This window comes from Salinicola peritrichatus (genome assembly GCF_003206715.1).
In the GTDB taxonomy this organism is placed as follows: Bacteria; Pseudomonadota; Gammaproteobacteria; order Pseudomonadales; family Halomonadaceae; genus Salinicola; species Salinicola peritrichatus.
In genome coordinates this window covers 1-23,856 of record NZ_PZJU01000008.1, presented here as the reverse complement: position 1 = coordinate 23,856, position 23,856 = coordinate 1, and the positions used below count along the sequence as shown (strand labels likewise).

Below are 23,856 nucleotides of genomic sequence, written 5' to 3'. Positions count from 1 at the left end.
CCGGAAAATCTTTGTTATCGATTTGAAACCGAACTGCCGAATTAAAATCGAACAGCGTTTTCCAGCATATCGCCAATCCGCGCAAACGCAAGCACCATGTCATTAACACAACGATTTCGCGAGACTTTTGCTTCTCCGGGCGGCATTCTGGACGGCATCCCGCTATCCTGGGCCAAATCATTCACGGCGGCTTGGTCCGTCCGGCTGGCATCGCCCATCGATCACCCGCCCGCTTGATCTAGGAGAGCCCATGGCCGGTCGCTTACATGTCGATGACTGGACCCGCTATCGGCAATTGCCGCGGTTCACGCAGGCCGCCCAGCCGGTGCTGAGCCCCAACCTGGCGCCCCGCCGCTGGCTGTCGATTCTGCGCCGGGAAGCCGATGACACCGTGCTGCGCAACGCTTTCTGGGGGCTGACGCCCTCGTGGCTCCAGGTCCTCGATCATGCCCCTCACTGCGCCCGGGTGGAATCGCTGGACGAACGTCCGATGTTCCGCCAGGCCCTGGCCGAGCGCCGCTGCGTGGTGCCGGTCACCGGCGTCTTCATCTGGCAGGCCGGCCTGCGCGGCAAGCAGCCCTATCTGGTCACGCGCACCGACCGCGCGCCGCTGCTGCTGGCGGGATTGTGGAGCCAGTACAGCCTGGACAGCGGCGAGCCGCGTGATTCTTTCGCGCTGATCACCGTGCCGACTTCCGAGTTCATCGCACCACTCACCGACCGCCTGCCGGCCATCCTCGCCCCCGAGCGGCTCGAGGCGTGGCTCGATCCACACACCGGGCCGGAACAGCTGCGCGGCTCGCTCGAACCGGCGCCGAGGGAACTGTTGGGCGCCTTTCCGGTATCAAAGCGTGTGAACGATCCCGCGCAACAGGATTGGGCCTGTGCCTATCCGGTCGGCCCGATGCACGTCTGGACGCCATGAACTTGTAGATCGGCTTCGGGAAATGCTGAATAAATCGACGAGCAGGATGAAGCGCAAGGCGCACGGAGCGCAGAAGGCGAGACATAACATGGGGTTAGGCAAGTCTTCGAGCACCGCGCAACGCAGCGATTCGCCTGCGCAGACATTTATGCAGCGTTTCCTTCGTCGATCTTTCCGTCATCCATCTTCCTGAGGAGTCTTTATGCGTGAGACCAAAGCCCAGCCATTACCGCTCTGGGCGTGGCTGGTGTCGCTCTGTCTACTCGTTGTCCTGAGCGGCTGCCAAAGCCAGGCGGCAGGCGAGACGACAGCGGCTTCGACCGAGGCCGTCGCCCCGATCCGGGGCCCCCTGACCCAAAGCCCTAATGACGACCGCGAGTATCGGGCGATCACGCTGGACAACGGACTGGAAGTGCTGCTGGTCAGCGATCCCGAGGCCGACAAGGCCGCGGCAGCCATGGACGTCTCGGTGGGCAGCGACAACGATCCCGCCGACATGCCGGGGCTGGCGCACTTTCTCGAGCACATGCTGTTTCTGGGCACCGAAGGCTATCCCGATCCGGATGGCTATCAGCGCTTCATCAATCAGCACGGTGGCTCCCACAACGCTTTCACCGCCGACCGCGACACCAACTACTTCTTCGATGTCGAGCCGCAGGCCTTCCCCGAGGCACTCGACCGCTTCTCGCAGTTCTTCATTTCGCCACAGTTCAACCCGGAGTACGTCGATCGCGAGCGTCACGCGGTGAACTCCGAATATCAGGCACGCCGCGACGACGACGCCCGACGCATCGACGAAGCGCTGGGCAAGGCGCTCAATCCCGAGCATCCGATCAACCACTTCTCGGTCGGCAGCCTGGAGACGCTCAACAGCGACAAGCGCCCGCTGCGGCAGGCGCTGCTGGATTTCTATCACCAGCACTACGATGCCAACGTCATGCATTTGGCGGTGAGTGCGCCCGAATCGCTCGATACGCTGGAACGACAGGTGCGACAGCGCTTCGACGCGGTGCCCGACCGCGGCCTGGAGAAACCGGTCGTCGATCAGCCGCTGGCCACCGAGGGCCAGCTACCGGCCAGCCTGCGCGTCAAAACCAACGAAGACCGCCACCAGCTCGAATTCCTGTTTCCCATCGCCGATCCGATCGGCGACTACACCGAGAAACCGGACGGCTACCTGGCCAACCTGCTCGGTCACGAAGGCGAAGGCAGCCTGTTGGCCGCGCTGCGCAAAGCGGGCTGGGCCGACGGGCTTTCCGCCGGCACCAGTCACGCCGACGGCAAGCACGCGCTGTTCGATATCTCGATCAGCCTGACCGAGAGCGGAGAGCGGCATATCGATGAAATTCAGGCGAGTCTGTTCGATCAGATCCGGCGCATTCGCCAGCACGGCATGAATGCCTGGCGTTACGCGGAACAGGCCAGGCTGGCGCAGCAAACCTTCCGCTTCCAGCAGCGCGGCGAGCCGATCCAGACCGTCAGCGGACTGGCCATGAACCTTGCCCACTATCCGCTCGAGGACGTTCAGTACGCGCCCTATCGCATGGACGGATTCGATGCTGACGCGATCGACGACATCCTGTCGCGGCTGACGCCGGACAATCTGTTGCGGGTCTACAGCGGCCCCGACGTCGAAGGCGAGAAGACGACCCGGTACTTCGGCGCCCCCTACACCCTGAAGCGGATTTCGGACTGGCCCGAGGCAACGCCGCTCGACGGCCTCGACCTGCCGGCGCCCAACCCCTACATCGCCGAGGATCTGAGCGTCGAGGCGTTCGACAGCGCCGAGCCGGCGCGTATCGTCGACTCGCCCAACGTCGAGATCTGGCACCAGGCCGATAGCGAGTTCGGCGCCCCGAGGGTCGAATGGCGCTTCAGCCTGCAGAATCCCGGGGCCTCCATCGATGCCCGCCATGCCGTGCTGACCCGACTGCTGGCCGGCTGGTTGAACGATGGGCTCAACGAGCGCTTCTACCCGGCAACGCTCGCCGGCCAGGATTTCATGGCCTATGCCCACGGTCGTGGCATCACCTTGGCTTTTTCCGGCTGGCGCGATCGTCAGGAAAGGTTGATGCAAACGGTGATCGAACAACTGCAGCGCGGCGAGATCAGCGCCGACAGCATCGCACGGGTCAAACAGGGGCTGAAGCGTCGCTGGCAGAACGCGCCCCGGGACGCGCTCTATCAACAGATGCAACGCACCCTGGGGGAAGCGCTGATGCGGCCCCAGGTCAGCACCCGCGCCATGCTCGCGGCGATCGACGATCTGAGCGTCGAAGACGTGCGTGACTACCGCCGCGACTTCCTGAGCCGGCTTTACGTCCAGGCCTTGGCGGTGGGCAACCTGGATGCGGCGCTGGCCAAGCGCGAGGGTCTGCTGGTCTCCAATGCGCTCGAACCGCGGCTGCGCGCCAGTGACATTCCGCGCCTGACCGCGCTGGCCGTGCCTTCCCAGCCACCGGTGCTGCATCCGGCAACCGCCCGGGGCGACTCGGCGCTGCTGCGCTATCTGCAGGGGCCGGATCGCTCGCTGGAGAGCCAGGCACGCCTGGCGGTGATCGGCCAGTTGATCGGCACGCCCTTCTTCGCACGCCTGCGCACCGACGAGCAGCTCGGCTATATCGTCACGGCGGGCTACGCGCCGCTGCTGGACGCGCCGGGATTGATGATGCTGGTGCAGTCGCCCAATACCGGCAGCGACATCATCGGGGAGCGAATCGACGCCTTCCTCGACACGTTCGACCAGCACATCGCCTCGCTCAGTGACGCCGAGCTCCAGCCCTATCGCCAGGCCGTCCGTCAGCAGCTCCTGCAACGCGATCAGTCGCTGTCCGAACGTGCCGATCGACTGTGGCAGACGCTGGCCTACCCCGATGTCGATTTCGCGCGCCGCGAACGCCTCGCCGAGCACGTCGCAGCGCTGACGCCCGACGACATCCGCGAGACCTGGCAGGAACTGCGCCGTCGCGCGCCATTGACCATCAGCGCCGATGCCGGCGACCAACCCAGCGATGTGGATGCGTTGACACGCCACTTCGCGCCGCTGCCGAAATAAGCCGCAAAAAAACGACGAGCGGGACTTGCNNGCAAGTCCCGCTCGTAGCTCGTAGCCGCTTTTACAGCGCCCCGAGCCGGCACAAGTCCGTAGCTCAATAAGCGTCGAACGCCTGCTCCGGCATGATCGATTCGACGTACATCACCAGCTCTTCCAGAATCTGGCGCTCGCGGTCATTCAACGGCGTCTGGTTGAGACGTTCGATCTCGCGGGCGAATTCTTTGAGTGTCAACGCCCCGCTCTGGGGATCGTTCATGCGTGCCCAGCGGAACGCTTCCCACTGCGACTTCTCTTCGCTCTCCAGCGTTTCCGGATAGCTGCGCGCCCGCAGTCGGAACAGCATTTCCTCGAGGCGCGGGTCCTGAAAGGCGAAAACGGTCGCACCGAGAGCCTCGGCTGGCGTGGCATGCACGCGTTCCATCGCCTGGCGGTCATGCGGCGAGAAGAAACCGCCGGAATAGAGCATCAGATCCGGGTCCCGCGGCGGTTCGGCCGGTGCGCCGGCAAACGCCATCGCCGCCTTGCTGGCGGATTCCGGGTTCTGGACCACGGCCTGCCAGTGGCGCTCGCATAGCGGGCGATCGATACCCAGACGCTTGGCGACGCTTTCGTCGGCAGCGGCGATCGGCAACAGTACCGGGCTGCGGTTGAGATGCACGACCTTGAGCGGAATTCGTGCCTCGCCCTCGGCCAGCTCACTCTCGCTGACGAAGACGCGAGCGCGGATCTCCTCGGCGGAGAGCGAAAACAGCGGCGAGGGATCGACGGCCAGGTCGTAGACGATCACACCATTCGGATTCGACGGATGCATCGCCAACGGCACGACCAGCGCGCTACAACCGCGACTGGCGGGATAGCGACGCGAAACATGCAGCATCGGCTTGCGTGCGTTGAGGTCGAGCAAGCCCGCCACCCGACGCTTGTCACGCAGCGACAGCAGGTAGTCGAAGAACTTGGGGTTGCGGCTGCGCAGAAGCCGCGCCAGACCGATCGTGGCGCGCACATCGGCCAGCGCGTCGTGAGCGCCCTCGTGGGCGATACCGTTGGCAGCGCTGAGATGCTCGAGCTTGAAGCTGGGTGCGCCGTCGTCGCGCTTGGGCCATTCGATGCCGTCGGGGCGCAGGGCGTGGAAAGCGCGCACGGCATCGATCAGATCCCAGCGCGAATTACCGTTCTGCCATTCGCGGGAATAGGGGTCGAACAGATTGCGGTAGAAAAGGTGCCGGCTCACCTCGTCGTCGAAGCGCAGACTGTTGTATCCCAGGGAGCAGGTACCCGGCACGCTCATCTCGGCGTGGATGCGCGCGGCGAATTCGACCTCCGGCAGGCCGCGGCGCAGCGCCGCCTGGGGCGTGATGCCGGTAATCAGACAAGCCTGGGGATGCGGTAGATCGTCATCCGCCGGCCTTGCGTAGAGCGTCAGCGGCTCGCCGATCTCGTTGAAATCGCCATCGGTGCGGATCGCCGCGAATTGCGACGCCCGATGTCGGCGCGGGTCGGCGCCGAAGGTCTCGTAGTCATGCCAGAGAAAAGTGAGCTCTGCCTGGGGTTGGGCTGTTCCGCTCCGGGCCATTGGGCTCTCCGCCTGCGCAAAAAGGCAAGCCTAGCATAGGCCGCGGCGCGACTCATGCGATGCGGCGCCCTGCCCTGACCGACGACATCAGCCGCGGTTGGGCAGGGTCACGTTGAGTTCGAGCACCGAACAGTCGTTGTCGCTGTCGAGGCTAATATTGATGGCGTCCTGTTCCACCTGGACGTAACGACGAATGACTTCCAGCAATTCCTGCTCGAGCATCGGCATGTAGTCCGGCTGTCCTCGATGGCCGCGTTGATGCGCCACGATGATCTGCAGCCGCTCCTTGGCGACCGAGGCGGATTTCTTGCGTTCGCCCTTGAGAAAATCGAGTAGTCTCACCGGCGGGCCCCTCCTCCGAACATGCGTGCGATCAGGCCCCGCTTCTGCGCCGAATGGAAACGTAGCGGCACATCTTCGCCCATCAGGCGGGAAACGGTATCGGCATAAGCCTGACCGGCATCGCTCTTGTCGTCGTGAATGACCGGCACCCCCTGGTTGGAGGCCCGCAGGACGGCCTCGGACTCAGGGATCAAACCGATCAGATCGATGGCCAGGATCTCGCGGATGTCTTCGAGATTGAGCATGTCGCCGTCGTCGACCCGATTGGGATTGTAGCGGGTGATCAACAGATGTTCCTTGACCGGATCGCGGTTCTGCTCGGCGCGGCGGGATTTGGAGGACAACAGGCCGAGGATACGGTCGGAGTCGCGCACCGACGAGACCTCGGGATTGGTGACGACGACCGCCTCGTCGGCGAAATACATCGCCAATTGGGCGCCGCGCTCGATCCCGGCGGGCGAGTCGCAGATGATATAGTCGAAATCTTCGGAAAGATCGCCCAATACTTTTTCGACACCCTCGAGGGTCAGGGCATCCTTATCGCGGGTCTGGGAAGCCGGCAGGATATGCAGGTTCTCCGAGCGCTTGTCACGGATCAACGCCTGGTTGAGTCCGGCCTCACCCTGAATGACATTGACCAGGTCATAGACCACGCGACGCTCGCAGCCCATGATCAGGTCGAGGTTACGCAGACCCACGTCGAAATCGATGACCACGGTCTTGTTGCCGCGCAAGGCCAGCCCCGTGGCAATGGCCGCTGCGCTGGTCGTTTTGCCGACGCCACCCTTACCGGAGGTTACAACGATGATCTTGGCCAAGATGAACTTCCTGTTACCCAATAGGTTGTTGATCGCTCCCACGCCACCCCGGGAGATGCTGCATTAAATACTCGCGCGTCCTTGGTCTAGACCAGCGCCGAAATCCTGAGTTGGTCTTCCTTGAGCTGTACCTGGACCGAGCGGCCCAACATCCGCGGATCGATGTCTTCCAGACGCTTGTAGGTTCCCGCCACGGACAACAGCTCGGCATGCAGGTCATGGCAGAAGATACCCGCCTCGCGGTCGCCGTGAATGCCGGCCAGGGCCCGCCCGCGTAGCGGCCCGTAGACATGCACGCTGCCGGCGGCGAGCACCTCGGCACCGGGATTGACCGCGCCGATGACCACGAGATCGCCCTCCGGCGCGGAAACCTGCTGCCCCGAACGCACCGTCCCGCGATGGATCCGGCCACCGGCCTGCCCTGTCGCTTCCGGCGTCGGCAACTCGGCTTCGGCCTCGACGGGAACTTCCGCCGGCTTACTGTCGACCGCTCGGGGGCGGGTCTCCTGCGGCGGGAACCAGCCCAGCCCCAGCGCCCAGGCCGACTGCTTGACCGGGTCCGCCCCGCCACGCACCGCCACCGGCAGCAGCTTGTGCGCGCGGCACACGGCGCAGATGCGCTCCAGCGCCAGGTGCGGCTCGTCGAGCTGCTCCACGCTCAGCACCACCGGCGTATGCTGGAAAAAGGCCGGCGCCTGGCTGACCTTGCCGGCCAACTGGGCGCGAATGCGCTCCGGGTCGCCACTGGCCAGTTCCATGACCGTCATGGGCAGCATGCCGCCTTTGAATGTGAAGGCAATTTCTGCCCGATCCCTGTTGAGACTCATGACCGAACTCCGCAGCGGGGAAATGGGTGTTAGGGTCTGTTAACGCCATGCGCCGTGTGAATAGCGTTCACAGGCCTAAGCTAAGCGAGGGCGGACGTCGCTGCAACCGATCATACGGCCAGCTAGACCTTTTGTCAGGTGTCGCCGACGGCCGACGCCACCCGCTCTGCGCTCTTTTACCGCCGGCCGTCAAATGGTTAGATAGACAGTTGCCGTCGACGCCGGATCGAATGTGCGTCGGCCACCGCCAGCCCGTCGTTTTCAGGATGCCACACCGGCCATGCCAGGACTCTTTCAACGTCTGTTTTCTCCCCGTTGGCGGCACAAGGATCCCGCCGTCCGCGCTCGCGCCGCCTCACAGCTGGACGCGGGCGATCTCGTGGCGCTCGAGGCGCTTGCACGGGACGACTCGGCGCATGTACGTCGCGCTGCGCTCGACCGCCTCGACGATCTCGAGCGTCTTCTCGAATGGCACCGTCGGGCACCCAGCGAGGAATCCTTTCAACGCCTGGTCGACCTGATCGGCGGCCGCGTTTCTCCCTGCCCCGATCTGGGCAGGCGTCTGTCGCTGATCGACCAGCTCGACGACCCGGCACTGCTCGACGCGCTGGTGAGCCAGGGCGATAACCAATCGCTGCGCCTGGCCGCGCTCGCCCGCATCGACGACGAGGCGCGGCTGATCGATCACGCCAGCGACAACGGCATCACCGCCGTGAGACATGCCGCGGCCGAGCGCGTGACCAGCATGGAAGGCCTGAGCCTGCTGGCCAAGCGCGCGCGACGCGACAAGCAGGTCGCGCGTCTTGCGCGTGAACGGCTCGCCCGCCAGCGCGCCGACGCCGAACAGCAGGCGGCCGCGGAAGCCGAGCGCGAACGCCTGCTGGAGACCCTCGAAGCGCAGGCACACCGGCCCTGGGAACCGCTGTACGAGGCGCGCCTGAAGCACTGGATCAATGTCTGGGAGGCCCTGACCAGCAGCGCCAGCACCGAACAGATCGAGCGCTTCGACGCCGCCGTGACGCACTGCCGCCAGCGAATCGCCGAACACGAGCGTCAACACCGGGAAGCGGAGCGGATCCAGCGCGAGAAAGCCGAAGCCCAGATGACCCGCGAAGGTATTCTCGAGGCGCTGAGCCATGCGTTGGCGATCGTCCAGGAGGCACCGCAGCTCACGTCGGACACCATGCAGGAACTGCATGCCAAGTGGCGGCTGCAGAGCGAGCGCTGGCAGGACATCTCCGACCGTTACGGCGTCAGCGACAGCTACCAGCAGCGCTATGAGGCGCTGAATCAGCAAGCGCAAACGCTCTGGCAAGCCTGGGAGCGGCTGCAACAGCAAGCTCAGCCGTTGCGGGAAGCCCTGGAACGCGACGAAGACATCAGTCCGATTCTCGAGCGCCTGGATTGGCCGGCGGCCCTACCACCGACGGAGCTGCTGCTAGACGCCCAGCGCCGTGCATTGACCAACCAGCGCAGGGCCGATGCCACGCCGAATGACGGCGGCGACGACGATCACTGGTCCGTCGCCGAGATCGAGGCGCTGCTCGAGCAGTTGCGCGAGGATCTCGACAATGGTCGCTACCGCCCTGCCTCGCAAAGCCATCGCCGGCTACGTCAGCACCTGGAAAGCAGCGGTCAGAGCTTGCCCCCGGCGCTCGAGCAGGCTTGGAAACAGCAAACCGCGCGCCTGGCCGAACTGCGTGACTGGCGCGGTTTCGTCGCCGCCCCCAAACGCGAGAATCTGGTGGCAATGATCGAGGCGCTGGTCGAGGCGCGCGAGCGCAGCGATGCCGAGCGTCACCGTCAGCATCAGCAACTGATTCGGGAGTGGCGACAACTGGGAGACGCCGCCGCGACGCGGGAACTGGCGCAGCGCTTCCGCGCCGCCTCGGATGCCCTGCATGAACAGCTGGCCCAATGGGAAGCCGAACTCGCCGCGCGCGAGCGCGACAATCTCGCTGCCCGGGAGGCGCTGTGTCAGCAGTTGGAGACACTGCTCGACAACCCCGCCGCCGATGCCGATCCGGACGGTCTGCGCCGTATCCGCGACGCGGCGCAGGAACAGTGGGATCAGCACTGGCCCGTACCGCGCCGCCAGGCCGCCTCGACCGGCAGACGCTATGCCCGGCTCCGTCATCGGCTGCAATCCTTGATCGACGAGCGCGCCGGCGACATCGCCAGCCACAAGCGCGAGCTGGTCGAGCAGGCGCGTCGATTGGCCGAAGACGACGCGCCCGCCCAGCAGCGCGCCGAACAGGCCAAGGCCCTGCAGCAGCGCTGGCGCGAACTCGGCCGCGCGCCCAAGGGAGTCGAGCAGACCCTGTGGCGGCAGTTCCGCAACCACTGCGACACCATCTTTGCCGCCCGCGAGAGCATCCGCGGCGAGCAGCAACGCTTCGACGAGATGCAGACCCTGATCGATCACCTCGATGCCTGGCAACCCACGCGCGCCGACGAGCGACACGTGCTCGAATCCGCGTTGGCGGAGGCGCAGCGCCTGGCGCCGCTGCCGCGCAGCCGGCGTAGCGAAGGCATGGAGAAGCGCTGGCAGGGCATCGTGCATGCGCGCGAGGTAACGCTCGATCGCCTCGCCCTGGTCGAGCGGGCCCGGCAATGGCCCGAGTATCGCCGCTGGCTCACGCAGGCAATCGCCGAGGAACCGGTCACCGATGCCCCCGCGCCCGTTGCGCAGGCCCTGCAAGCCCGCGAGGCGCAGCGACACGAGCAGTCCGAGCCCCAGGCCGAGGAAGCCGTGCAGCGCTGCCTGGTACAGCTGGCGCTGCTGGCGGGAGAGCCCATCCCGGCCGAGCTGGAGCCGCTGAGGCTCGAGGTTCAGGTCGCCCGCCTCAACGACGGTTTGGGCAGACCGCCCACGCCGCCGGAGGAGTTGGAACAGACCTTGTTGCGACTGCTCTCGATCGCCCCCCTGTCCGCCGCGACCTGGGAGCGCTACGCGCCATCCTTCGATGCGTTGCTGGCCCGCCTCGGCCATACGGAACAGCATCAAGGTATTGACAACCACTAATACTTCCGTATAATTTGCGCCACATTGATGCGGGGTGGAGCAGCCTGGTAGCTCGTCGGGCTCATAACCCGAAGGTCGTCGGTTCAAATCCGGCCCCCGCTACCACCATTCTTTCGCCGGTGCCTTCCTCAGGCACCGGCTTTTTTTGTGCCCGTCATCCCTGGCAGGCATCCGTCGCTGCGCGACGTCAAAAATCGCTCCCGGCTTTTTTGTGCCCGCCATCCTTGGCAGGCCCCCTTCGGGCCGTCGCTGCGCGACGTCAAAAATCGCTCCCGGCGATTTTTTGTGCCCATTTCCAGGTAAGCCTCTTCAGTTCAGGCCCCCCGCTGGCGCCCTCTCCGGCTCGATGCGCTATGCTGCGCGCCAACATTGTTGATGAATCAATCGAATAGAGGAAGTGTCGCCAATGGCGGGAGTCGTCGAGCTGGATGAACTGCTGAACTCCATGTCTCCGGAAATACAGGAGAAAGAGTATGTATTCTGTTGCGCGCCGGGGAGACCGGCTGACTATGACCATCTCGCCCCGCTTGCGACGTTCCGGGAGACGGAGGGTCTGACGCTCATTCTTCCCGCCGAAGTCGCCGCGCAGGAAGGATTCAACATCGACAGCCGCTTCAGGCAGATAACCCTGAGCGTTCATTCCAGCCTGAATGCAGTAGGCTTGACGGCAGCGGTGTCGACGAAGCTGGCCGCACATGGCATAAGCGCCAATGTCGTGGCGGCTTATTACCACGACCATATCTTCGTGCCCTCACAAAAGGCCGAAGAGGCATTGCGAGTCTTGCAAGAACTGACGTGGACGAAGCGCTAGTCACAGCACCGAATGCGTTCAGGTGAGATGTATCGGCCGACTACCGTGAAGCAGCCGCAGCGAGCGGCGCATCCTGATCGACCTCTCGCTGCCCCCGGTTGCCGGTCGGCTGGGCCATGCCGACCCGCCCGATGCCGGGCAGCTTGAGCGCCGGCGACTGCCAGTCGACCCCCACCGTCAAACCGAGCAGATTGAGCTCAAAGCCTTCGTCCCACGCCAGCAGCAGGCCGAACAGTCCGCCGAGCGAGAACTGATAGCCGGTGTGGGTCGGCGTTGTCGCCATCATCGCGCCGGGCAGGTAATCCTTGCCCAGGGCGTTGGGCGGGAAATCGACCGACAGCTCAGGCACCTGGCGCACAATCCAGGCGACGAAGGTGTTGCTGTTGGGCCCTGGCCAGATCCGGTAGCGATCGGCCTCGGGATAGTTCGGCACGGCCGCCTCGATATCCGCGATGGCACGCGCCGCCCGCTCGCCGCGGATGTCCGCCAGCAACGTCGGCGGGTTGCCGTACCACTGGCGATCCGGCGACGCGTAACCGCTTTCCACCGTCGGCCGGCGCCAGCTGAGCACCTGATAAACGCGGTAGCGACTGGCTCCCGCCGCCTTGGTGGCGATCCAGGTATGCACGCCAAAGGCGCCACGCCATTCGAAGGCGCGGGCGGCATAGACCTGCACCACGGCCTGGTGGACCCTGGCCGGGTCCGGCGCCAGGCCGCTGGAATCTCGCCCGGCGGTATGCCAGTCACCATGCAGGGGAACTTGCTGAGAAGCCAACATGTAGGCCGGCCCCAGCAGCAGGACGACAAGCAGGCCAGCCAACGTCAGCCCGATTCGGGATGCACGCTTCAGCAAGCGGGATAGGTTCATCGAGGGAGGGGGACCGAAGCTTATGTTTATCTAGGCCGCCGGGGTTGAATCGGCGGCGCGTCACCCACATAACACTCACCAATCTCGAACCGGACATCAAGGGTTTTCCGCATGGCTATCGTCGATCCCCGCACGGGCGCACCACTCACCGGCCCCGACAACAGCGCCCCCAGCGCCGACACGGGCGTCGCTGCCGATGACGTCATCGTCGACGTCACGCTGGAGAACTTTCAGCAGGTCGTCCTCGAAGGCTCGATGCAACGTCCCGTGCTGCTGCAGAGCTGGGCTGACTGGTGCGAGCCGTGCAAGAACCTCAAACCGGTACTGGAAAAGCTCGCCAGGGAGTACGCCGGCGCCTTCGTGCTGGCCAAGCTCAACATCGAAGAGTACCCGCAGATCGCCTCGCAGCTCGGGGTGCGCTCGGTCCCGGATGTCAAGCTGATCGCCCAGGGGCAACTCTACGATCAGTTTCAGGGCGCCCTGCCGGAGAAGCAGGTGCGCGAGTGGCTGGGCAAGTACATAGAAGCCCCGGCCGAGGCGGCACAGAGTCCCGAAGAGCAGGCCGAGGCCGCGCTGGCTGCCGGCGATACCGCTACCGCCCAGGCGATCTATCAGGAACTGATCCAGCAGTATCCCGAGCATTACGATTACCGGATCGATCTGGCCGGCGTGCTGGTGGCGGCGGGCCAGACGGCGGACGCCAGGCAGCTTCTCGACGACCTGCCACCGGAGCACCGCGATGCGCCCAAGGCACGCGGCGTCAGGGCGCGTATCGAGTTCGGCGAGAAAGCCTGGAGCCAGGCCGACATCGACGCACTCGGCGGGCGTGACGACAGCGAAGCGCAGTACCAGCGTGCCATGCGCCAGGTCGCCGATGGCCAGTACGAAGCGGGTCTGGAAGCCCTGCTGGCGCTGATGAAGCGTGATCGCACCTATGGCGATGACGCCGCGCGCAAGGCCCTGTTGCGGGTATTCGATGCCCTCGGCGCCGAGCATCCGCTGACGGTGGCCTACCGCCGCCGCCTGTTCGCGATGCTCTACTGATCATAGGACTTCGGCATGTCCGATGCCCGGCGTTCTCTCTGGGGATGCCGGGCATCTTCATGTCCGGCCCTCGGTCAGTGGGCCAGCACCCCGTCCAGCCGAATCAGCGCTTCCTCGAGCCAGGTGCGCGGCATGCCGAAATTGAGCCGCACGAATCCCGGCCAGCCGAAGTCGGCGCCATCGGAGAGCGCGACCCGCGCCTCCCCGAGCAGACGCTGCTGCGGATCGTCGGCCACCGGGCTCCGCCGCAGATCCAGCCAGGCCAGGTAGGTGGCCTCGGGCCGCGTCATCGAGACGCCCGGCCAGCGGGCGACATGGGCTTCGACCCGCGCCAGATTGCCGCGCAGCTCATGCAACAGCGCCTGGCGCCAGGTCTCGCATGCGGCATAGGCGGCCTGGGAGGCGCTCAGCCCCAATACGTTGACACCGGGCAGCAAGCCGCCGGCGGCCGCCTTGAAGCGCCGCCGCAGGTCGCCATCGGCGATGATCGCGCAGGCGGAAGAGAGCCCGGCGATATTGAAGGTCTTGGAAGGCGCCCACAACGTGATCAGCCGCGAGGCCAGTTCGGGACAGAGGCGACCCAGCGGTCGGTGCGGCTGCGCCGGATCGAGGATCAGATCGTGACGCTCCGCCAGTTCGGCCAGCCCTCGAAGCTCCTCCGCCGACCACACCCGCCCGGTGGGATTGTGCGGATGGCACCAGAGCAGCACGCGGGTATTGGGGCGTATGGCCGCTTCGAGCGCCGCCAGATCCAGCTGCCACGGCTCGCCGGGAGCATTCGGCTCGGCCAGTTCGAAAGTCTGGGATTCGCGGCCGACATGCTTGGCGACACTCAAGAATGGCGGATAGATCGGCGTCGCGGTGAGCACGCCCTGGCCCGGTTCGCTGAACGCCATGGCGGCGAGGTGGAGCGCCGGCACCACGCCCGGTACCCAGTACTGCCAGTCGGCGTCGATCGACCAGTCGTAGTGGTGGCGGCTCCACTGACACAGCGTGTGCCGCAGTTCCTCGGAGACGTCGCCGTAACCGAACACGCCGTGCTCGACACGCTGCGCCAGTGCCTCGAGCACCGCCGGCGGCGAGCGAAAGTCCATGTCGGCAACCCATAGCGGCAGCACGTCCTCGTCGTACTGCTGCCATTTTTTCGTCGGATGCTGGCGGCGGTCGATGTGCGTGGCAAAATCGAAGTTCACGAGCGTTTTCTCATCTGTCATCGGTAAAGGAACGGACATGCGCGAACGATTTTCGAAGCCACTCCCCTCAGCGGAGCGTTCGTTCTATGTCCGGGTCATGGCCGGCAGTTCGAAACTGGTCGGGCACTGGCTATTGCTGGGGCAGGCCGATCCCGACCGACTGGCGATGATTCTGGCCGATACGGCGCGTATCGCCAAACTCGGTGAGCCGGAAGCGACCCCCGACGGCCGTACGCTGATGGCCTGGAGCGGAGATGCCATGCCGCCGCGCTGGGCGGCGAGAACGGCGCTCTTCCTGCTGGTACAGATGCCGGCCCGGCCCGAGCCTCGGGACGACGAGGAGGCCTGTGCCTGGGCCTATTGCTGGCTGCGCAATCGCCAATTCGAGTCTCTGGAGAGCGCTCGCGCCGCCCTGCCCGAGCATCTGCGCGAAGCCTTGGCCACCCCGCTGGAAGACGCCTGGCAGGACTTTCGGGGCCAGCGGCTGATATAGGAGTCTGCCCGGCGAATCGGTCGCTGATCAACCACGTCGACGCCGGGCTCGGCGCTTGGGAACGAAACCATCCGGCTTGGACGTCAACCATTCGGCAAAGGCACGGATGTCGGCATGCGCCAGCAGCGCCTCGCGGCTTGCATACTGATCGGCCAGTTCACGCTCGCTCAGGGTCCGGTGCAGATGAGAATGGCACGGGCGACAGATCCAGAGCACCGCCGTCTGCATATAATCGCGTCCATAACGCTTGCGATAGCGCGGTTTGCGGTGCAACGTTCTAGGAATCAGATGATGCCGCGTCAACGGCGTGGCGCGCCCGCACAGCGCACAACGGCAAGGAGTCTCCATAGCGTGACCAGCATAGAAACACCGGCCCAGTTTCGGCAACTCTCTCGAACCCCGGCACGGCGCTCCGCATGACGCCCGCCGTGCGCTTGTTGAAAGCCCGGGGTATCGCCCACGAGGTGACCAGCTACGAACTCGGCGCCGAATCCGTTTCCTATGGGCGCGATGCCGCCGAGGCGTTGGCACTGCCTCCCGCCAGCGTGTTCAAGACGTTGCTCGCCCAGTTGGATGACGAACGCCTGGTGGTGGCACTGGTGCCGGTCGATGCCATGCTCGACCTCAAGGCGCTGGCCAAGGCCGCCGGAGCACGCAGGGCGCGCATGGCCGAGATTGCCGTGGCGGAACGCACCACCGGCTATCTGGTCGGCGGCATCAGTCCGCTGGGTCAGAAGAAGCGTCTGCCGACCTTCATCGACGAGAGTGCGCTGGCGCTCGAGGTCATGCATGTCAGTGGCGGCCGGCGCGGTCTCGAGATCTCGCTGGCGCCGGCGGATCTGGTGGCGCTGACGGATGCTCGTGCCAGTGCGCTGGCCAGGCATTGATGCCCGATGGCAATCGACTTCGACCTATGGATCGACCCCGACGATCGCGAGCGCCATCGCGCGGCCGAGGCGGCACTCGAGCACTGGTTCATGGAGCGTCTGGCGGACTTTCCCCATCTGCGTTTGCCGGGCCCGGATCCCTACGACTATGATGCGCCCTTCAATCGCCTGCATGCGGCCCTGGTCGAGCGGGCCCGCGACCACAGCCTGCACGAATACGCCTATTCACCCACGCCGATGCAGTTGAGTCAGGCCTTCTACCGCGCCGTGGCTCGCTCCAACAAGGTCATACTGGATTTTCAGCATGGTGATTCGCACCGATCAGACACCGACTGAGGCACAATTGAGCGTGATCAGCGAGCAGTTGGGACGCCAGCCACGCGGCCTGGAAGCGGTCGCTGCCACCGACAGCCATGGCCGCCCGCTGGTGCTGCGCATGGCGCCGATCGTCGATGACGCGCCCTTCCCGACGCTCTATTGGCTCTCCTGCGAGCGTCTCAAGGTGGTGCTCTCACGGCTCGAGGCCAGCGGCGTGATCAAACAACTGGAAGCGCGTCTGCAGACCGATCCCGAATGGCTCGCCAGCTACCATGCCAGCCACGCCGATTACGTGCGCCAGCGGTGGGAGTTCATGAGCGATGAACAGCGCGAGACGGTCGAGCGGCGCGGTTTTTCCCGGCTGATGCGTGAACGCGGCGTCGGCGGCATCGCCAACTGGGATCAGGTGCGCTGCCTGCACACGCAATATGCCCACCATCTGTGCGGCGACAACGCGATCGGCCGCTGGCTCGATGCCGAGTATGGCGTCGCCGCCGACATCCCTTGATCGCCGTTTCATGGGTTCCGTTTTCCATCCGTTCTGCGAGGGAGTGATAGCGTGCAAATCTGTGTTTACCTGGGCTCGCGCGAGGGCAACGATCCGCGCTTCATCGAAGCCACCGAAGCGCTCGGCGCCGCGATCGCCAAGCGCGGTTGGGGCCTGGTCTACGGCGGTGCCCGCAATGGCCTGATGGGTCGGCTGGCCAACGCCTGCCTGGCCGAGGGCGGCGAAGTCACCGGCGTGATGCCCGAGCATCTGGTCAAGCGCGAGGTGTTTCACCAGCGCCTCACCCGCCTGATCCGGGTCGACAGCATGCATGAGCGCAAGGCGACCATGGCCGCTCACGCCGACGCCTTCGTGGCGCTGCCCGGCGGCATCGGCACGCTCGAAGAGCTGTTCGAGATCTGGACCTGGTACTATCTGGACCTGCATGCCAAACCGATTGGCGTGCTCAACGTGGCCGATTTCTACTCTCCGCTGCTCGCTTTCCTCGACAGCACCGTCGAGCATGGTTTTCTGGATAGGCAAACGCGCCGGGCGCTGGTGGCCGATAGCGATATCGAGACGCTGCTCGACCGGCTCAAGTCAGCGGCTGCGGCTGGGCAGGCGTGACGCCGGATTCCGGAATCGTCGTCATCTCGCCGGCCTCGGTGTGCGGCTTTTCCTGCAGGTAACGGCGCCGCTTTTCCGGTTTGAGCCGGGAGACATCGACCACCACCAAGCCATCGAGGCAGTAGCCGAAGTCAGCGTCGACGCCAAAGTCCATGAAATGCACGGCACCGACTTCGGCCACCTCGCAGTACTGCTTGTAGAGCACCGGCACGCTGACTCCCATCCCCTCGAGTTGCTCCCGCAGGCGCAGGAAATCGCCTTCGCGGTCATGACCGTCGAACAGTCGCTCCGCTTCCAGCCGGGCGGCGCTCGACAGCGCGAACGGCGCTTTGGCCTGTACGCATTGCGACAGATCGCCGTAATAGTGCCGGTAGTAACTGACCAGCAACTCGCGGGCCCGCAACGGCAGCGCCGCCGACAGGGTCACCGGCCCGAACAGCCAGCGCACCTCGCCATGACGGCGTAGATAAGCACCCAGCCCCTGCCACAGGTAGTCCAGGCTGCGGCGCCCCCAGTAGCGCGGCTGGACGAAGCTGCGGCCCAGTTCGAGCCCATGGCGCCATTCGTGCCAGGGGCCCGTTCCAGGCGGCGGTATCGATCATGTGGCGTATCCCTCTATCCGGCAGCGAGCCGTAGCATGACGTCGCCATATGACAAGGACATGGCGCTGGACAGGAGCCGCTGAGGTTTCGGCACGGTCGTGCATGAAACGTCGGCAGCCCCTAAAGTGGATGAAACATCGTCAAGGAGCGAGACATGCAAGGCATAGCGATCGAAGAGAAGCGGATGGTTTGGCGCGAGCACGAGGACCCGGGCCCTCTGGAGGCGGAGGACGTGCGCATCGATATCGCCTGGGCGGGGGTCAACCGCGCCGATCTCATGCAGCGTGCCGGCAATTATCCGCCCCCGCCGGGGGAGTCCGAGATCCCCGGACTGGAAGTCAGCGGTACGGTGGTCGAGGTCGGCAGGAGCGTGGAGCGCTTTCGTCGCGGCGACCGTGTCTGCGCGCTGCTGGCGGGTGGCGGCTACGCCGAACAGGTGGTGGTCAACGAAGCCCAGGTGCTGCCGATCCCGCATGGCCTCGGGCTGCGGGAAGCCGCGGCGCTGCCGGAGGTGTTCGCCACCGCCTGGCTCAATCTCTACATGGAAGGCGCGGTCCAGCCCGGCCAGCGCGTGTTGCTACACGCGGCTGCCAGCGGTGTCGGCACCGCCGCGATTCAACTGTGCCGGGCGTTCGGCAATCCTTGCTTCGTGACCGCCGGTAGTTCGGACAAGCTCGAGGCTTGTTATCGCCTGGGAGCGGATGCCGGCTGGAATCGCCACGACGGCAGTTTCGTCGATGCGGTCAAGCAGTGGGGGGGCGCCGACATGATCCTCGATCCGGTGGGCGGGGATTACATCGCCCAGGATCTGGCGGTGCTGAATGTCGACGGCAGGCTGGTGCTGATCGGCCTGATGGGCGGCGCCGAGACCCAGGTATCGCTCGGGCGTCTGCTGGTGAAGCGTCAGCGGATCATCGGCTCGACCCTGCGTTCGCGTTCGGCCAAAGCCAAGGGGGCGATACTCGATGCTCTCTACGCTCATGTGTGGCCAAAGCTCGCCAGTGGCGAGATCGAGCCGTTGATCGCCAGCACGTGGCCGGTGCAGGAGGCCGAGAGCGCGATGCAGTATCTCATCGATAACGCCAACATCGGCAAGGTGCTGTTGAGCGTCGGCGGTCAGGGCTGAACGCCGACCGGCCACCGCGGGCGCTATTCGGCGGCGCTTTGCGTCGCGGCATAAGTGAGTTGCAACAGGCGGGCGTCGTCACCGGCACGGTGGCGGCGAATGCCATGCAGGCTCACCATGCGCTCCTTGGTTTCGTTCCAGCGCGCCAGTTGGCTTTCCGACAACAGGCGCCGCAACGCCTCCAGCCGAAAGCGCGGCAGCATTCCGGCCTGATCGAACAGCAGCGACAACCAGGTGTTGTCGTATCCCCAACTGTCGCTGTAAGCGATGCCGACATCCGCGAGTTCGCCGTTGAGCCAGCGCGCCACCTCGATCGCGGGGTGACCTTCGCGGATCAGACGTGCCCGCGAAATGCCGTGGAGCAACTCGGCCTTGGGATCCCAGTGGGTCCAGCTTTCGGCAGGCTGAATCAGGAAGGCACAGCGACTGCCGTCGGCGCGCGCCAGGCCGACTTCGATGGGATAACTGCCACGACCGAAACCGGATGCCTCGATGTCTAGCAGGGTGGGCAGCAACACGTTGCGGGCTCCCTCTTCATGATGCCGTCTCATCTTGCGACGCCGATGATGCGCCATCATGACAGCGTTGGCGCGGGAGTTCATCCCGCCATCGGGAAAGTAGCGGAGCCCGGCACCGCCTCGGTTGCTGGTCGATCGTCAGTGCGTGACGAGCGCTGCTTGCGGTTCTTCGATGACGTCGTGTTCCGCGCAGTTTCGCGCCCGCTGGGCCCATTCGTCGGCACGCGCAGGATCGTGCGGCAGCCCCAGCTCGCCCTGACGATAGGCGAGAGCCAATCGCTCGGCGGCCAGGCCGTGGCCACTCTCCCCCGCGCGGGCGTACCAAGTCACCGCGTGCTGAAAGTTGGGCTGATACTGGGAGCAGCCCAACTCGTAGATGCGCCCCGCTTGATACTGGGCATGACGATCGCCTTGCTGCGCCGCCTGCAGCACGTAACGCGCCCCGGTGGACTTGTCCCGAGGAGAGACGCCACGGTGCAGCAGGACACGACCGTAGAGAGAGCGTGCCGGCACGTGGCCCGCGTCGGCGCAGCGCTTGAACCAGCGCAGCATCAGACGCTGCTTGCCGGGCGAGCGTGTCATCCAGCGGGTATGGCAGAGCTGAGTGGCCAGATGAAACTCGAAACGCGTAAAGAGAGAAAACGTCTGTGGCATAACTGACAGTGACCTTGATGACAAGACCGATGGAGGTCCGGGCTACCCTGTCGATCTGGACGCCTCTTGTTCTGCTGCAACACGGCTATCTATCACGTCGGAATCGACTGCTTCGCAGGCTCGCTCGGCCGAGGCCAAGCAGCGAAAGGCCGCAAGGATACGCCTACCCAGTTGGCGACTCAACCCCTGCGTTTCAAGTGCGGTTTGCCGCCTTGTGACGGCCCCATTAACATAGGTTTTTCGACGCTAATTTCTGGAGCGCAACATGCAGCGACGCCCCCTTGGCAAGACCGGCATGCAGGTTTCCCGCCTGTGTCTCGGCACCATGACCTTCGGCGAGCAGAATACCGAAGCCGAAGCCCACGAGCAGCTCGACCGCGCTATCGCCGCCGATATCAACTTCATCGATACTGCCGAGATGTATCCGGTACCGCCGAAGGCGGAAACCCAGGGGCGTACCGAAGCCTATATCGGTAGCTGGCTGAAGCGTCGCGGCAAGCGCGACGACCTGATCATCGCCAGCAAGGCCGCCGGCGCCGGCCGTGGCATGGAGCATCTGCGTGGCGGCCCGCGGCATACCCGCGAGCAGATCCACCAGGCGCTGGACGCCAGCCTCAAGCGCCTGCAGACCGATTATCTCGACCTCTATCAGTTGCATTGGCCCGACCGTCACGTCAACTGCTTCGGCCAGTTGGGCTATTTGCCGGGTGACGACAGTAACGCCACGCCGCTGGAGGAGACCCTGGGCGCACTCAAGGAGGCGGTGGATGCCGGCAAGATCCGCGCCATCGGCCTTTCCAACGATACCCCGTGGGGCGTGATGCGCTGCCTTCACCTGGCGGAGACGCAAGGTCTGCCGCGCGTTGCCAGCGTGCAGAATCCCTATAACCTGCTCAACCGCAGCTTCGAAATCGGCCTCTCCGAGATCGCCCATCGCGAATCGGTCGGCCTGCTGGCCTACTCCCCTCTCGCCTTCGGCGTGCTGTCGGGCAAGTACCTGAATGGCCAGCGCCCGGCCAGGGGCCGTTTGACGCTGTTCGAACGCTTCTCGCGTTACACCTCCGAACTCGCTCAGGAGGCAGTGCAAGCGTACGTCGGCATCGCTCGCGAGCATGGACTCGACCCGGCGCAGATGGCATTGGCTTACGTCACTTCCCGCCCGTTCGTGATCAGCAATATCATTGGCGCCACGACGCTCGAGCAACTCGATGCCAATATCGAGAGCGACTCGCTCGAGCTTTCCGCCGAGGTACTCGAGGCAATCGAAAACGTACATCGTCGCATCTCCAACCCCTGCCCCTGATTTGCAATTTTCTATAAAGGAAGGCATGCATGCTCAGCATCATCTCCCCGGCCAAGACGTTGGATTTCGAGACGCCTTCGACCACCCGGCACGTCACCCAGCCCGACTACCTCAAGCAGAGTCGGGAACTGATCGACATCTTGCGCGGCTACTCCCCGCAACAGCTGTCCGAGCTGATGGGCATCAGTGACAAGCTCGCCGGCCTCAATGCCGCGCGCTATGCCGAGTGGAAACCACCGTTCACGCTGGACAATGCCAAGCCGGCGGCGCAGGCGTTTCAGGGCGACGTCTACATCGGCTTGGAAGCCGAGACTTTCAACGAGGCCGATAACGCCTTTGCCCAGGACCACTTGCGGATCCTCTCCGGTCTCTACGGCTTGCTGCGGCCACTTGATCTGATTCAGCCTTATCGCCTGGAAATGGGCATTCGGCTCGAGAATTCGGCGGGCAAGGATCTTTACGCCTACTGGCAGGACCGACTGACCCAGGACCTGGACAAGGCCGTCGCCGCAAGCGGTAGTCCTGTGCTGGTCAACCTCGCCTCCAACGAGTACAGCAAGGCGATCGCGTTCAAAAAGCTCAAGGCCGACGTGGTCTCGCCGGTGTTCAAGGACGAGAAGAACGGACAGTTCAAGATCATCAGCTTCTATGCCAAGAAGGCACGTGGTTTGATGGCCGCCTGGCTGATCCGCGAGCGGGTCGGCGAACCCGATGCGCTGACTGAATTCGATGTCGCAGGCTACCGATACGCCGCCGACGAGTCCCAACCCGACAAGCCGGTTTTCCGGCGCCGCGAGAAGGACCGCGACTGAACGTTCGATAACCGCTAACCTGCGGCGAGCCGTGACGTTTTCACGTTCGTCGGTTCCATGCCCCGCATACTGGAGATCCATCCGTGCGAAACCTATTCATCATGCTGCTGGTTGGCCTGCTCGGCTTTACCACAGCGATCGACCACGCCGAGGCCAAGCGCTTCGGCGGGGCCAAGAGCTTCGGTTCCTACTCGCGCTCGGCACAACCAACGGCGTCTTCGACCACCCGTAGCAGTGCCGCCACGCCGCCACGTCAGCCAAGCGCCGGGCTCTCACGCTTTGCCGGTCCGTTTGCCGGATTGCTGGCAGGAGGCCTGCTGGCGTCGCTGTTCTTCGGTGGCGCCTTCGATGGCATTCGAATGTTCGACATTCTGCTGATTGCCGTGGTGCTCTGGATCGCGCTTCGCTTCTTCGCCGCACGCAGGCGACACGCCCATGCCGGGCATGCCAGCGATCCTCATTCTCGCGAAGCGTCTCGCGCCCAGCCGACGCCGTTCATGGGCGGTGGCTCTTCCAGCCAGTCGTCCTCCGGGATTGGCAGTGAGCCGGCATGGTTCGATCGTGAACGCTTTCTAGCGGGAGCCAAGGAGCATTTCATGACGTTGCAGCGGGCCTGGGATAATAATGATCTCAGCCGCATCCAGGAATACGTGACGCCGGAACTCTATAATGTGCTGAAAGCGGAGCGGATGGAGCAGCCAGCGAACAACCGCACGGAAGTCGTGCGCCTGTTCGTCGAGCTAGGCAACGTTCAGGAATTTGACAACGAAGCCGAAGCTAGCGTCATTTTCCACGGAATCCTCGAGGAAAACGGTGAGGAAACCGAGTTCAACGAAACCTGGCACCTGAAACGGGACATGCGAGATGGGGCTCCCTGGTATGTCCAGGGAATCGAGCAGAATCCAGGAACCTGATCGGTTAACCTACGATAGCAATGAAAAAGCCGGGCTCATGGCCCGGCTTTTTTTAATCCCACCGTATCAGCACGGTATGACAGAGTTACTGCTCTTCTGCTTTGTCCTGAATGTTATCTCCGGCATCTTCCATTGCCTGGCCGGCATCGTCGACGGCATTGTCAACCGATTCGCCAGCTTCCTCGGCCGGGCCTTCGTCGTTATCACATGCCACCACCCCAAACGCCATCATGCCCAGCATCATGGCCATGGCCATCTTCTTCAGCAGATCGGATCGCATACGTGATTCTCCTTGGCGACTATTCCATTCATGGCACTGACAAGGTAGACAGTGAGCCCAGAATCATCCAGCGTTTTGGAGGGTTTCCCTAATTCCTCCTAATTAGAGAGGAATTGACGGAAATTTGTCCGCGATCAGCGTCATCGGGTCAATGCTTGCCGATGAGTTATCCACAGCAAGTTCGCCTTTGTACTCGTGCCCAACTCAATGAAACCGCTTGGGGATAACTCGACTCAGACTGAGGACGCGTGGACGGTAGCCCTCCGAAGGTGTCGCTAGCTGGCGCGGTTTGGATCACGCAAAGAAAAACGCCCCGGACTCAAGGAGTCCGGGGCGTTGGGATAGAAGCCTGAC

General features: G+C 64.4%; 25 protein-coding genes and 1 tRNA gene. 15 read left to right on the top strand and 11 right to left on the bottom strand.

Annotation, left to right across the window (positions count from 1 at the left end; translation table 11 throughout):
• Positions 1-250: 250 nt before the first annotated feature.
• Together DOM57_RS03860 and DOM57_RS03855 are read left to right on the top strand one after the other, a co-directional pair.
• Positions 251-925: an SOS response-associated peptidase gene (locus tag DOM57_RS03860; protein WP_110647921.1), complete on the top strand. Its 675-nt coding sequence runs from the start codon at positions 251-253 to the stop codon at positions 923-925.
• A gap of 202 nt (positions 926-1,127) precedes the next feature.
• The gene (locus DOM57_RS03855; protein WP_110647920.1) at positions 1,128-3,980 is read left to right on the top strand and encodes an insulinase family protein; all 2,853 of its coding nucleotides are present in this window, start codon (positions 1,128-1,130) and stop codon (positions 3,978-3,980) included.
• Between the two features lie 94 nt (positions 3,981-4,074).
• Here DOM57_RS03855 and sbcB read toward each other — a convergent pair whose 3' ends face one another.
• The 4 genes from sbcB to minC all read right to left on the bottom strand — a co-directional run bounded on the left by sbcB (position 4,075) and on the right by minC (position 7,540).
• Positions 4,075-5,553 carry an exodeoxyribonuclease I gene (sbcB, locus tag DOM57_RS03850; protein WP_110647919.1) on the bottom strand — a complete coding sequence of 493 codons (1,479 nt, stop codon included), beginning with the start codon at positions 5,551-5,553 and terminating at the stop codon, positions 4,075-4,077.
• 87 nt (positions 5,554-5,640) lie between these two features.
• Positions 5,641-5,895 (bottom strand): cell division topological specificity factor MinE, encoded by a 255-nt coding sequence (gene minE, locus DOM57_RS03845; RefSeq protein WP_110647918.1) that lies wholly within the window; start codon positions 5,893-5,895, stop codon positions 5,641-5,643.
• Complete coding sequence (minD, locus tag DOM57_RS03840) at positions 5,892-6,713, bottom strand: septum site-determining protein MinD (protein WP_110647917.1); 822 nt, start codon at positions 6,711-6,713, stop codon at positions 5,892-5,894. The genes minE and minD overlap by 4 nt, the downstream gene beginning before the upstream one ends.
• Positions 6,714-6,799: 86 nt before the next feature.
• Positions 6,800-7,540 (bottom strand): septum site-determining protein MinC, encoded by a 741-nt coding sequence (minC, locus tag DOM57_RS03835; RefSeq protein WP_110647916.1) that lies wholly within the window; start codon positions 7,538-7,540, stop codon positions 6,800-6,802.
• 280 nt (positions 7,541-7,820) lie between these two features.
• Here minC and DOM57_RS03830 point away from each other — a divergent pair, with 280 nt between their 5' ends.
• The 3 genes from DOM57_RS03830 (at position 7,821) to DOM57_RS03820 (ending at position 11,376) form a co-directional block, all read left to right on the top strand.
• Complete coding sequence (locus DOM57_RS03830) at positions 7,821-10,565, top strand: DUF349 domain-containing protein (protein WP_110647915.1); 2,745 nt, start codon at positions 7,821-7,823, stop codon at positions 10,563-10,565.
• Between the two features lie 28 nt (positions 10,566-10,593).
• Positions 10,594-10,670, top strand: a tRNA-Met gene (locus DOM57_RS03825).
• A 301-nt stretch (positions 10,671-10,971) separates the two neighbouring features.
• On the top strand, positions 10,972-11,376 hold the full coding sequence (locus tag DOM57_RS03820) for an ACT domain-containing protein (protein ID WP_110647914.1): 405 nt from the start codon (positions 10,972-10,974) through the stop codon (positions 11,374-11,376).
• A 40-nt stretch (positions 11,377-11,416) separates the two neighbouring features.
• Here DOM57_RS03820 and DOM57_RS03815 read toward each other — a convergent pair whose 3' ends face one another.
• Positions 11,417-12,229, bottom strand: coding sequence for a DUF3750 domain-containing protein (locus tag DOM57_RS03815; RefSeq protein ID WP_338056456.1), 813 nt, complete (start codon positions 12,227-12,229; stop codon positions 11,417-11,419).
• Positions 12,230-12,355: 126 nt separating this feature from the next.
• Here DOM57_RS03815 and DOM57_RS03810 point away from each other — a divergent pair, with 126 nt between their 5' ends.
• Positions 12,356-13,288 carry a tetratricopeptide repeat protein gene (locus DOM57_RS03810; protein ID WP_110647912.1) on the top strand — a complete coding sequence of 311 codons (933 nt, stop codon included), beginning with the start codon at positions 12,356-12,358 and terminating at the stop codon, positions 13,286-13,288.
• A 74-nt stretch (positions 13,289-13,362) separates the two neighbouring features.
• Here DOM57_RS03810 and DOM57_RS03805 read toward each other — a convergent pair whose 3' ends face one another.
• Entirely contained in the window at positions 13,363-14,481 is a 1,119-nt protein-coding gene (locus DOM57_RS03805; RefSeq protein WP_110647911.1) for a MalY/PatB family protein, read from the bottom strand.
• Positions 14,482-14,518: 37 nt separating this feature from the next.
• Here DOM57_RS03805 and DOM57_RS03800 point away from each other — a divergent pair, with 37 nt between their 5' ends.
• Positions 14,519-14,974 (top strand): hypothetical protein, encoded by a 456-nt coding sequence (locus DOM57_RS03800; RefSeq protein ID WP_110647910.1) that lies wholly within the window; start codon positions 14,519-14,521, stop codon positions 14,972-14,974.
• Between the two features lie 27 nt (positions 14,975-15,001).
• Here DOM57_RS03800 and DOM57_RS03795 read toward each other — a convergent pair whose 3' ends face one another.
• Entirely contained in the window at positions 15,002-15,322 is a 321-nt protein-coding gene (locus tag DOM57_RS03795) for a hypothetical protein (RefSeq protein WP_110647909.1), read from the bottom strand.
• Between the two features lie 68 nt (positions 15,323-15,390).
• Here DOM57_RS03795 and ybaK point away from each other — a divergent pair, with 68 nt between their 5' ends.
• The 4 genes from ybaK to DOM57_RS03775 are packed head-to-tail and all read left to right on the top strand — an operon-like array spanning position 15,391 to position 17,293.
• Complete coding sequence (gene ybaK / locus DOM57_RS03790) at positions 15,391-15,861, top strand: Cys-tRNA(Pro) deacylase (RefSeq protein ID WP_110647908.1); 471 nt, start codon at positions 15,391-15,393, stop codon at positions 15,859-15,861.
• A gap of 6 nt (positions 15,862-15,867) precedes the next feature.
• On the top strand, positions 15,868-16,197 hold the full coding sequence (locus DOM57_RS03785) for a hypothetical protein (protein ID WP_110647907.1): 330 nt from the start codon (positions 15,868-15,870) through the stop codon (positions 16,195-16,197).
• Positions 16,166-16,687 carry a DUF501 domain-containing protein gene (locus DOM57_RS03780; protein WP_110647906.1) on the top strand — a complete coding sequence of 174 codons (522 nt, stop codon included), beginning with the start codon at positions 16,166-16,168 and terminating at the stop codon, positions 16,685-16,687. The genes DOM57_RS03785 and DOM57_RS03780 overlap by 32 nt, the downstream gene beginning before the upstream one ends.
• 51 nt (positions 16,688-16,738) lie before the next feature.
• Positions 16,739-17,293, top strand: a complete 555-nt coding sequence (locus tag DOM57_RS03775; protein ID WP_162619442.1) for an LOG family protein — start codon at positions 16,739-16,741, stop codon at positions 17,291-17,293.
• On the opposite strand, the gene DOM57_RS03770 is transcribed toward DOM57_RS03775, so the two are convergent.
• Entirely contained in the window at positions 17,262-17,741 is a 480-nt protein-coding gene (locus tag DOM57_RS03770; RefSeq protein WP_110647905.1) for a hypothetical protein, read from the bottom strand. The genes DOM57_RS03775 and DOM57_RS03770 overlap by 32 nt on opposite strands.
• Positions 17,742-18,049: 308 nt before the next feature.
• On the opposite strand from DOM57_RS03770, the gene DOM57_RS03765 reads away from it, so the two are divergent.
• A complete protein-coding gene (locus DOM57_RS03765; protein WP_110647904.1) occupies positions 18,050-19,021 on the top strand; it encodes an NAD(P)H-quinone oxidoreductase in 972 nt (323 codons plus the stop codon).
• Positions 19,022-19,044: 23 nt separating this feature from the next.
• Here the strand turns inward: DOM57_RS03765 and DOM57_RS03760 are convergent, their stop codons facing one another.
• Together DOM57_RS03760 and DOM57_RS03755 are read right to left on the bottom strand one after the other, a co-directional pair.
• The gene (locus DOM57_RS03760; protein WP_239496108.1) at positions 19,045-19,539 is read right to left on the bottom strand and encodes a hypothetical protein; all 495 of its coding nucleotides are present in this window, start codon (positions 19,537-19,539) and stop codon (positions 19,045-19,047) included.
• Positions 19,540-19,677: 138 nt separating this feature from the next.
• The gene (locus DOM57_RS03755) at positions 19,678-20,193 is read right to left on the bottom strand and encodes a tetratricopeptide repeat protein (RefSeq protein WP_110647903.1); all 516 of its coding nucleotides are present in this window, start codon (positions 20,191-20,193) and stop codon (positions 19,678-19,680) included.
• A 265-nt stretch (positions 20,194-20,458) separates the two neighbouring features.
• On the opposite strand from DOM57_RS03755, the gene DOM57_RS03750 reads away from it, so the two are divergent.
• The 3 genes from DOM57_RS03750 (at position 20,459) to DOM57_RS03740 (ending at position 23,222) form a co-directional block, all read left to right on the top strand.
• Positions 20,459-21,496: an NADP(H)-dependent aldo-keto reductase gene (locus DOM57_RS03750; RefSeq protein WP_110647902.1), complete on the top strand. Its 1,038-nt coding sequence runs from the start codon at positions 20,459-20,461 to the stop codon at positions 21,494-21,496.
• Positions 21,497-21,525: 29 nt separating this feature from the next.
• Positions 21,526-22,308, top strand: a complete 783-nt coding sequence (gene yaaA / locus DOM57_RS03745; RefSeq protein WP_110647901.1) for a peroxide stress protein YaaA — start codon at positions 21,526-21,528, stop codon at positions 22,306-22,308.
• Positions 22,309-22,391: 83 nt separating this feature from the next.
• On the top strand, positions 22,392-23,222 hold the full coding sequence (locus DOM57_RS03740) for a Tim44 domain-containing protein (protein WP_110647900.1): 831 nt from the start codon (positions 22,392-22,394) through the stop codon (positions 23,220-23,222).
• Between the two features lie 85 nt (positions 23,223-23,307).
• Here the strand turns inward: DOM57_RS03740 and DOM57_RS03735 are convergent, their stop codons facing one another.
• Complete coding sequence (locus tag DOM57_RS03735; protein ID WP_110647899.1) at positions 23,308-23,502, bottom strand: hypothetical protein; 195 nt, start codon at positions 23,500-23,502, stop codon at positions 23,308-23,310.
• Positions 23,503-23,856: the final 354 nt, after the last annotated feature.

What these genes read in the sequence shown, in the direction of transcription:
- DOM57_RS03860 (WP_110647921.1), top strand. Translation starts at nt 251, where the DNA reads ATGGCCGGTCGCTTACATGTCGATGACTGGACCCGCTATCGGCAATTG.
- DOM57_RS03855 (WP_110647920.1), top strand. Translation starts at nt 1,128, where the DNA reads ATGCGTGAGACCAAAGCCCAGCCATTACCGCTCTGGGCGTGGCTGGTG.
- sbcB (WP_110647919.1), bottom strand. Translation starts at nt 5,553, where the DNA reads ATGGCCCGGAGCGGAACAGCCCAACCCCAGGCAGAGCTCACTTTTCTC.
- minC (WP_110647916.1), bottom strand. Translation starts at nt 7,540, where the DNA reads ATGAGTCTCAACAGGGATCGGGCAGAAATTGCCTTCACATTCAAAGGC.
- DOM57_RS03830 (WP_110647915.1), top strand. Translation starts at nt 7,821, where the DNA reads ATGCCAGGACTCTTTCAACGTCTGTTTTCTCCCCGTTGGCGGCACAAG.
- DOM57_RS03820 (WP_110647914.1), top strand. Translation starts at nt 10,972, where the DNA reads ATGGCGGGAGTCGTCGAGCTGGATGAACTGCTGAACTCCATGTCTCCG.
- DOM57_RS03810 (WP_110647912.1), top strand. Translation starts at nt 12,356, where the DNA reads ATGGCTATCGTCGATCCCCGCACGGGCGCACCACTCACCGGCCCCGAC.
- DOM57_RS03800 (WP_110647910.1), top strand. Translation starts at nt 14,519, where the DNA reads ATGCGCGAACGATTTTCGAAGCCACTCCCCTCAGCGGAGCGTTCGTTC.
- DOM57_RS03795 (WP_110647909.1), bottom strand. Translation starts at nt 15,322, where the DNA reads ATGGAGACTCCTTGCCGTTGTGCGCTGTGCGGGCGCGCCACGCCGTTG.
- ybaK (WP_110647908.1), top strand. Translation starts at nt 15,391, where the DNA reads ATGACGCCCGCCGTGCGCTTGTTGAAAGCCCGGGGTATCGCCCACGAG.
- DOM57_RS03785 (WP_110647907.1), top strand. Translation starts at nt 15,868, where the DNA reads ATGGCAATCGACTTCGACCTATGGATCGACCCCGACGATCGCGAGCGC.
- DOM57_RS03780 (WP_110647906.1), top strand. Translation starts at nt 16,166, where the DNA reads ATGGTGATTCGCACCGATCAGACACCGACTGAGGCACAATTGAGCGTG.
- DOM57_RS03765 (WP_110647904.1), top strand. Translation starts at nt 18,050, where the DNA reads ATGCAAGGCATAGCGATCGAAGAGAAGCGGATGGTTTGGCGCGAGCAC.
- DOM57_RS03755 (WP_110647903.1), bottom strand. Translation starts at nt 20,193, where the DNA reads ATGCCACAGACGTTTTCTCTCTTTACGCGTTTCGAGTTTCATCTGGCC.
- DOM57_RS03750 (WP_110647902.1), top strand. Translation starts at nt 20,459, where the DNA reads ATGCAGCGACGCCCCCTTGGCAAGACCGGCATGCAGGTTTCCCGCCTG.
- yaaA (WP_110647901.1), top strand. Translation starts at nt 21,526, where the DNA reads ATGCTCAGCATCATCTCCCCGGCCAAGACGTTGGATTTCGAGACGCCT.
- DOM57_RS03735 (WP_110647899.1), bottom strand. Translation starts at nt 23,502, where the DNA reads ATGCGATCCGATCTGCTGAAGAAGATGGCCATGGCCATGATGCTGGGC.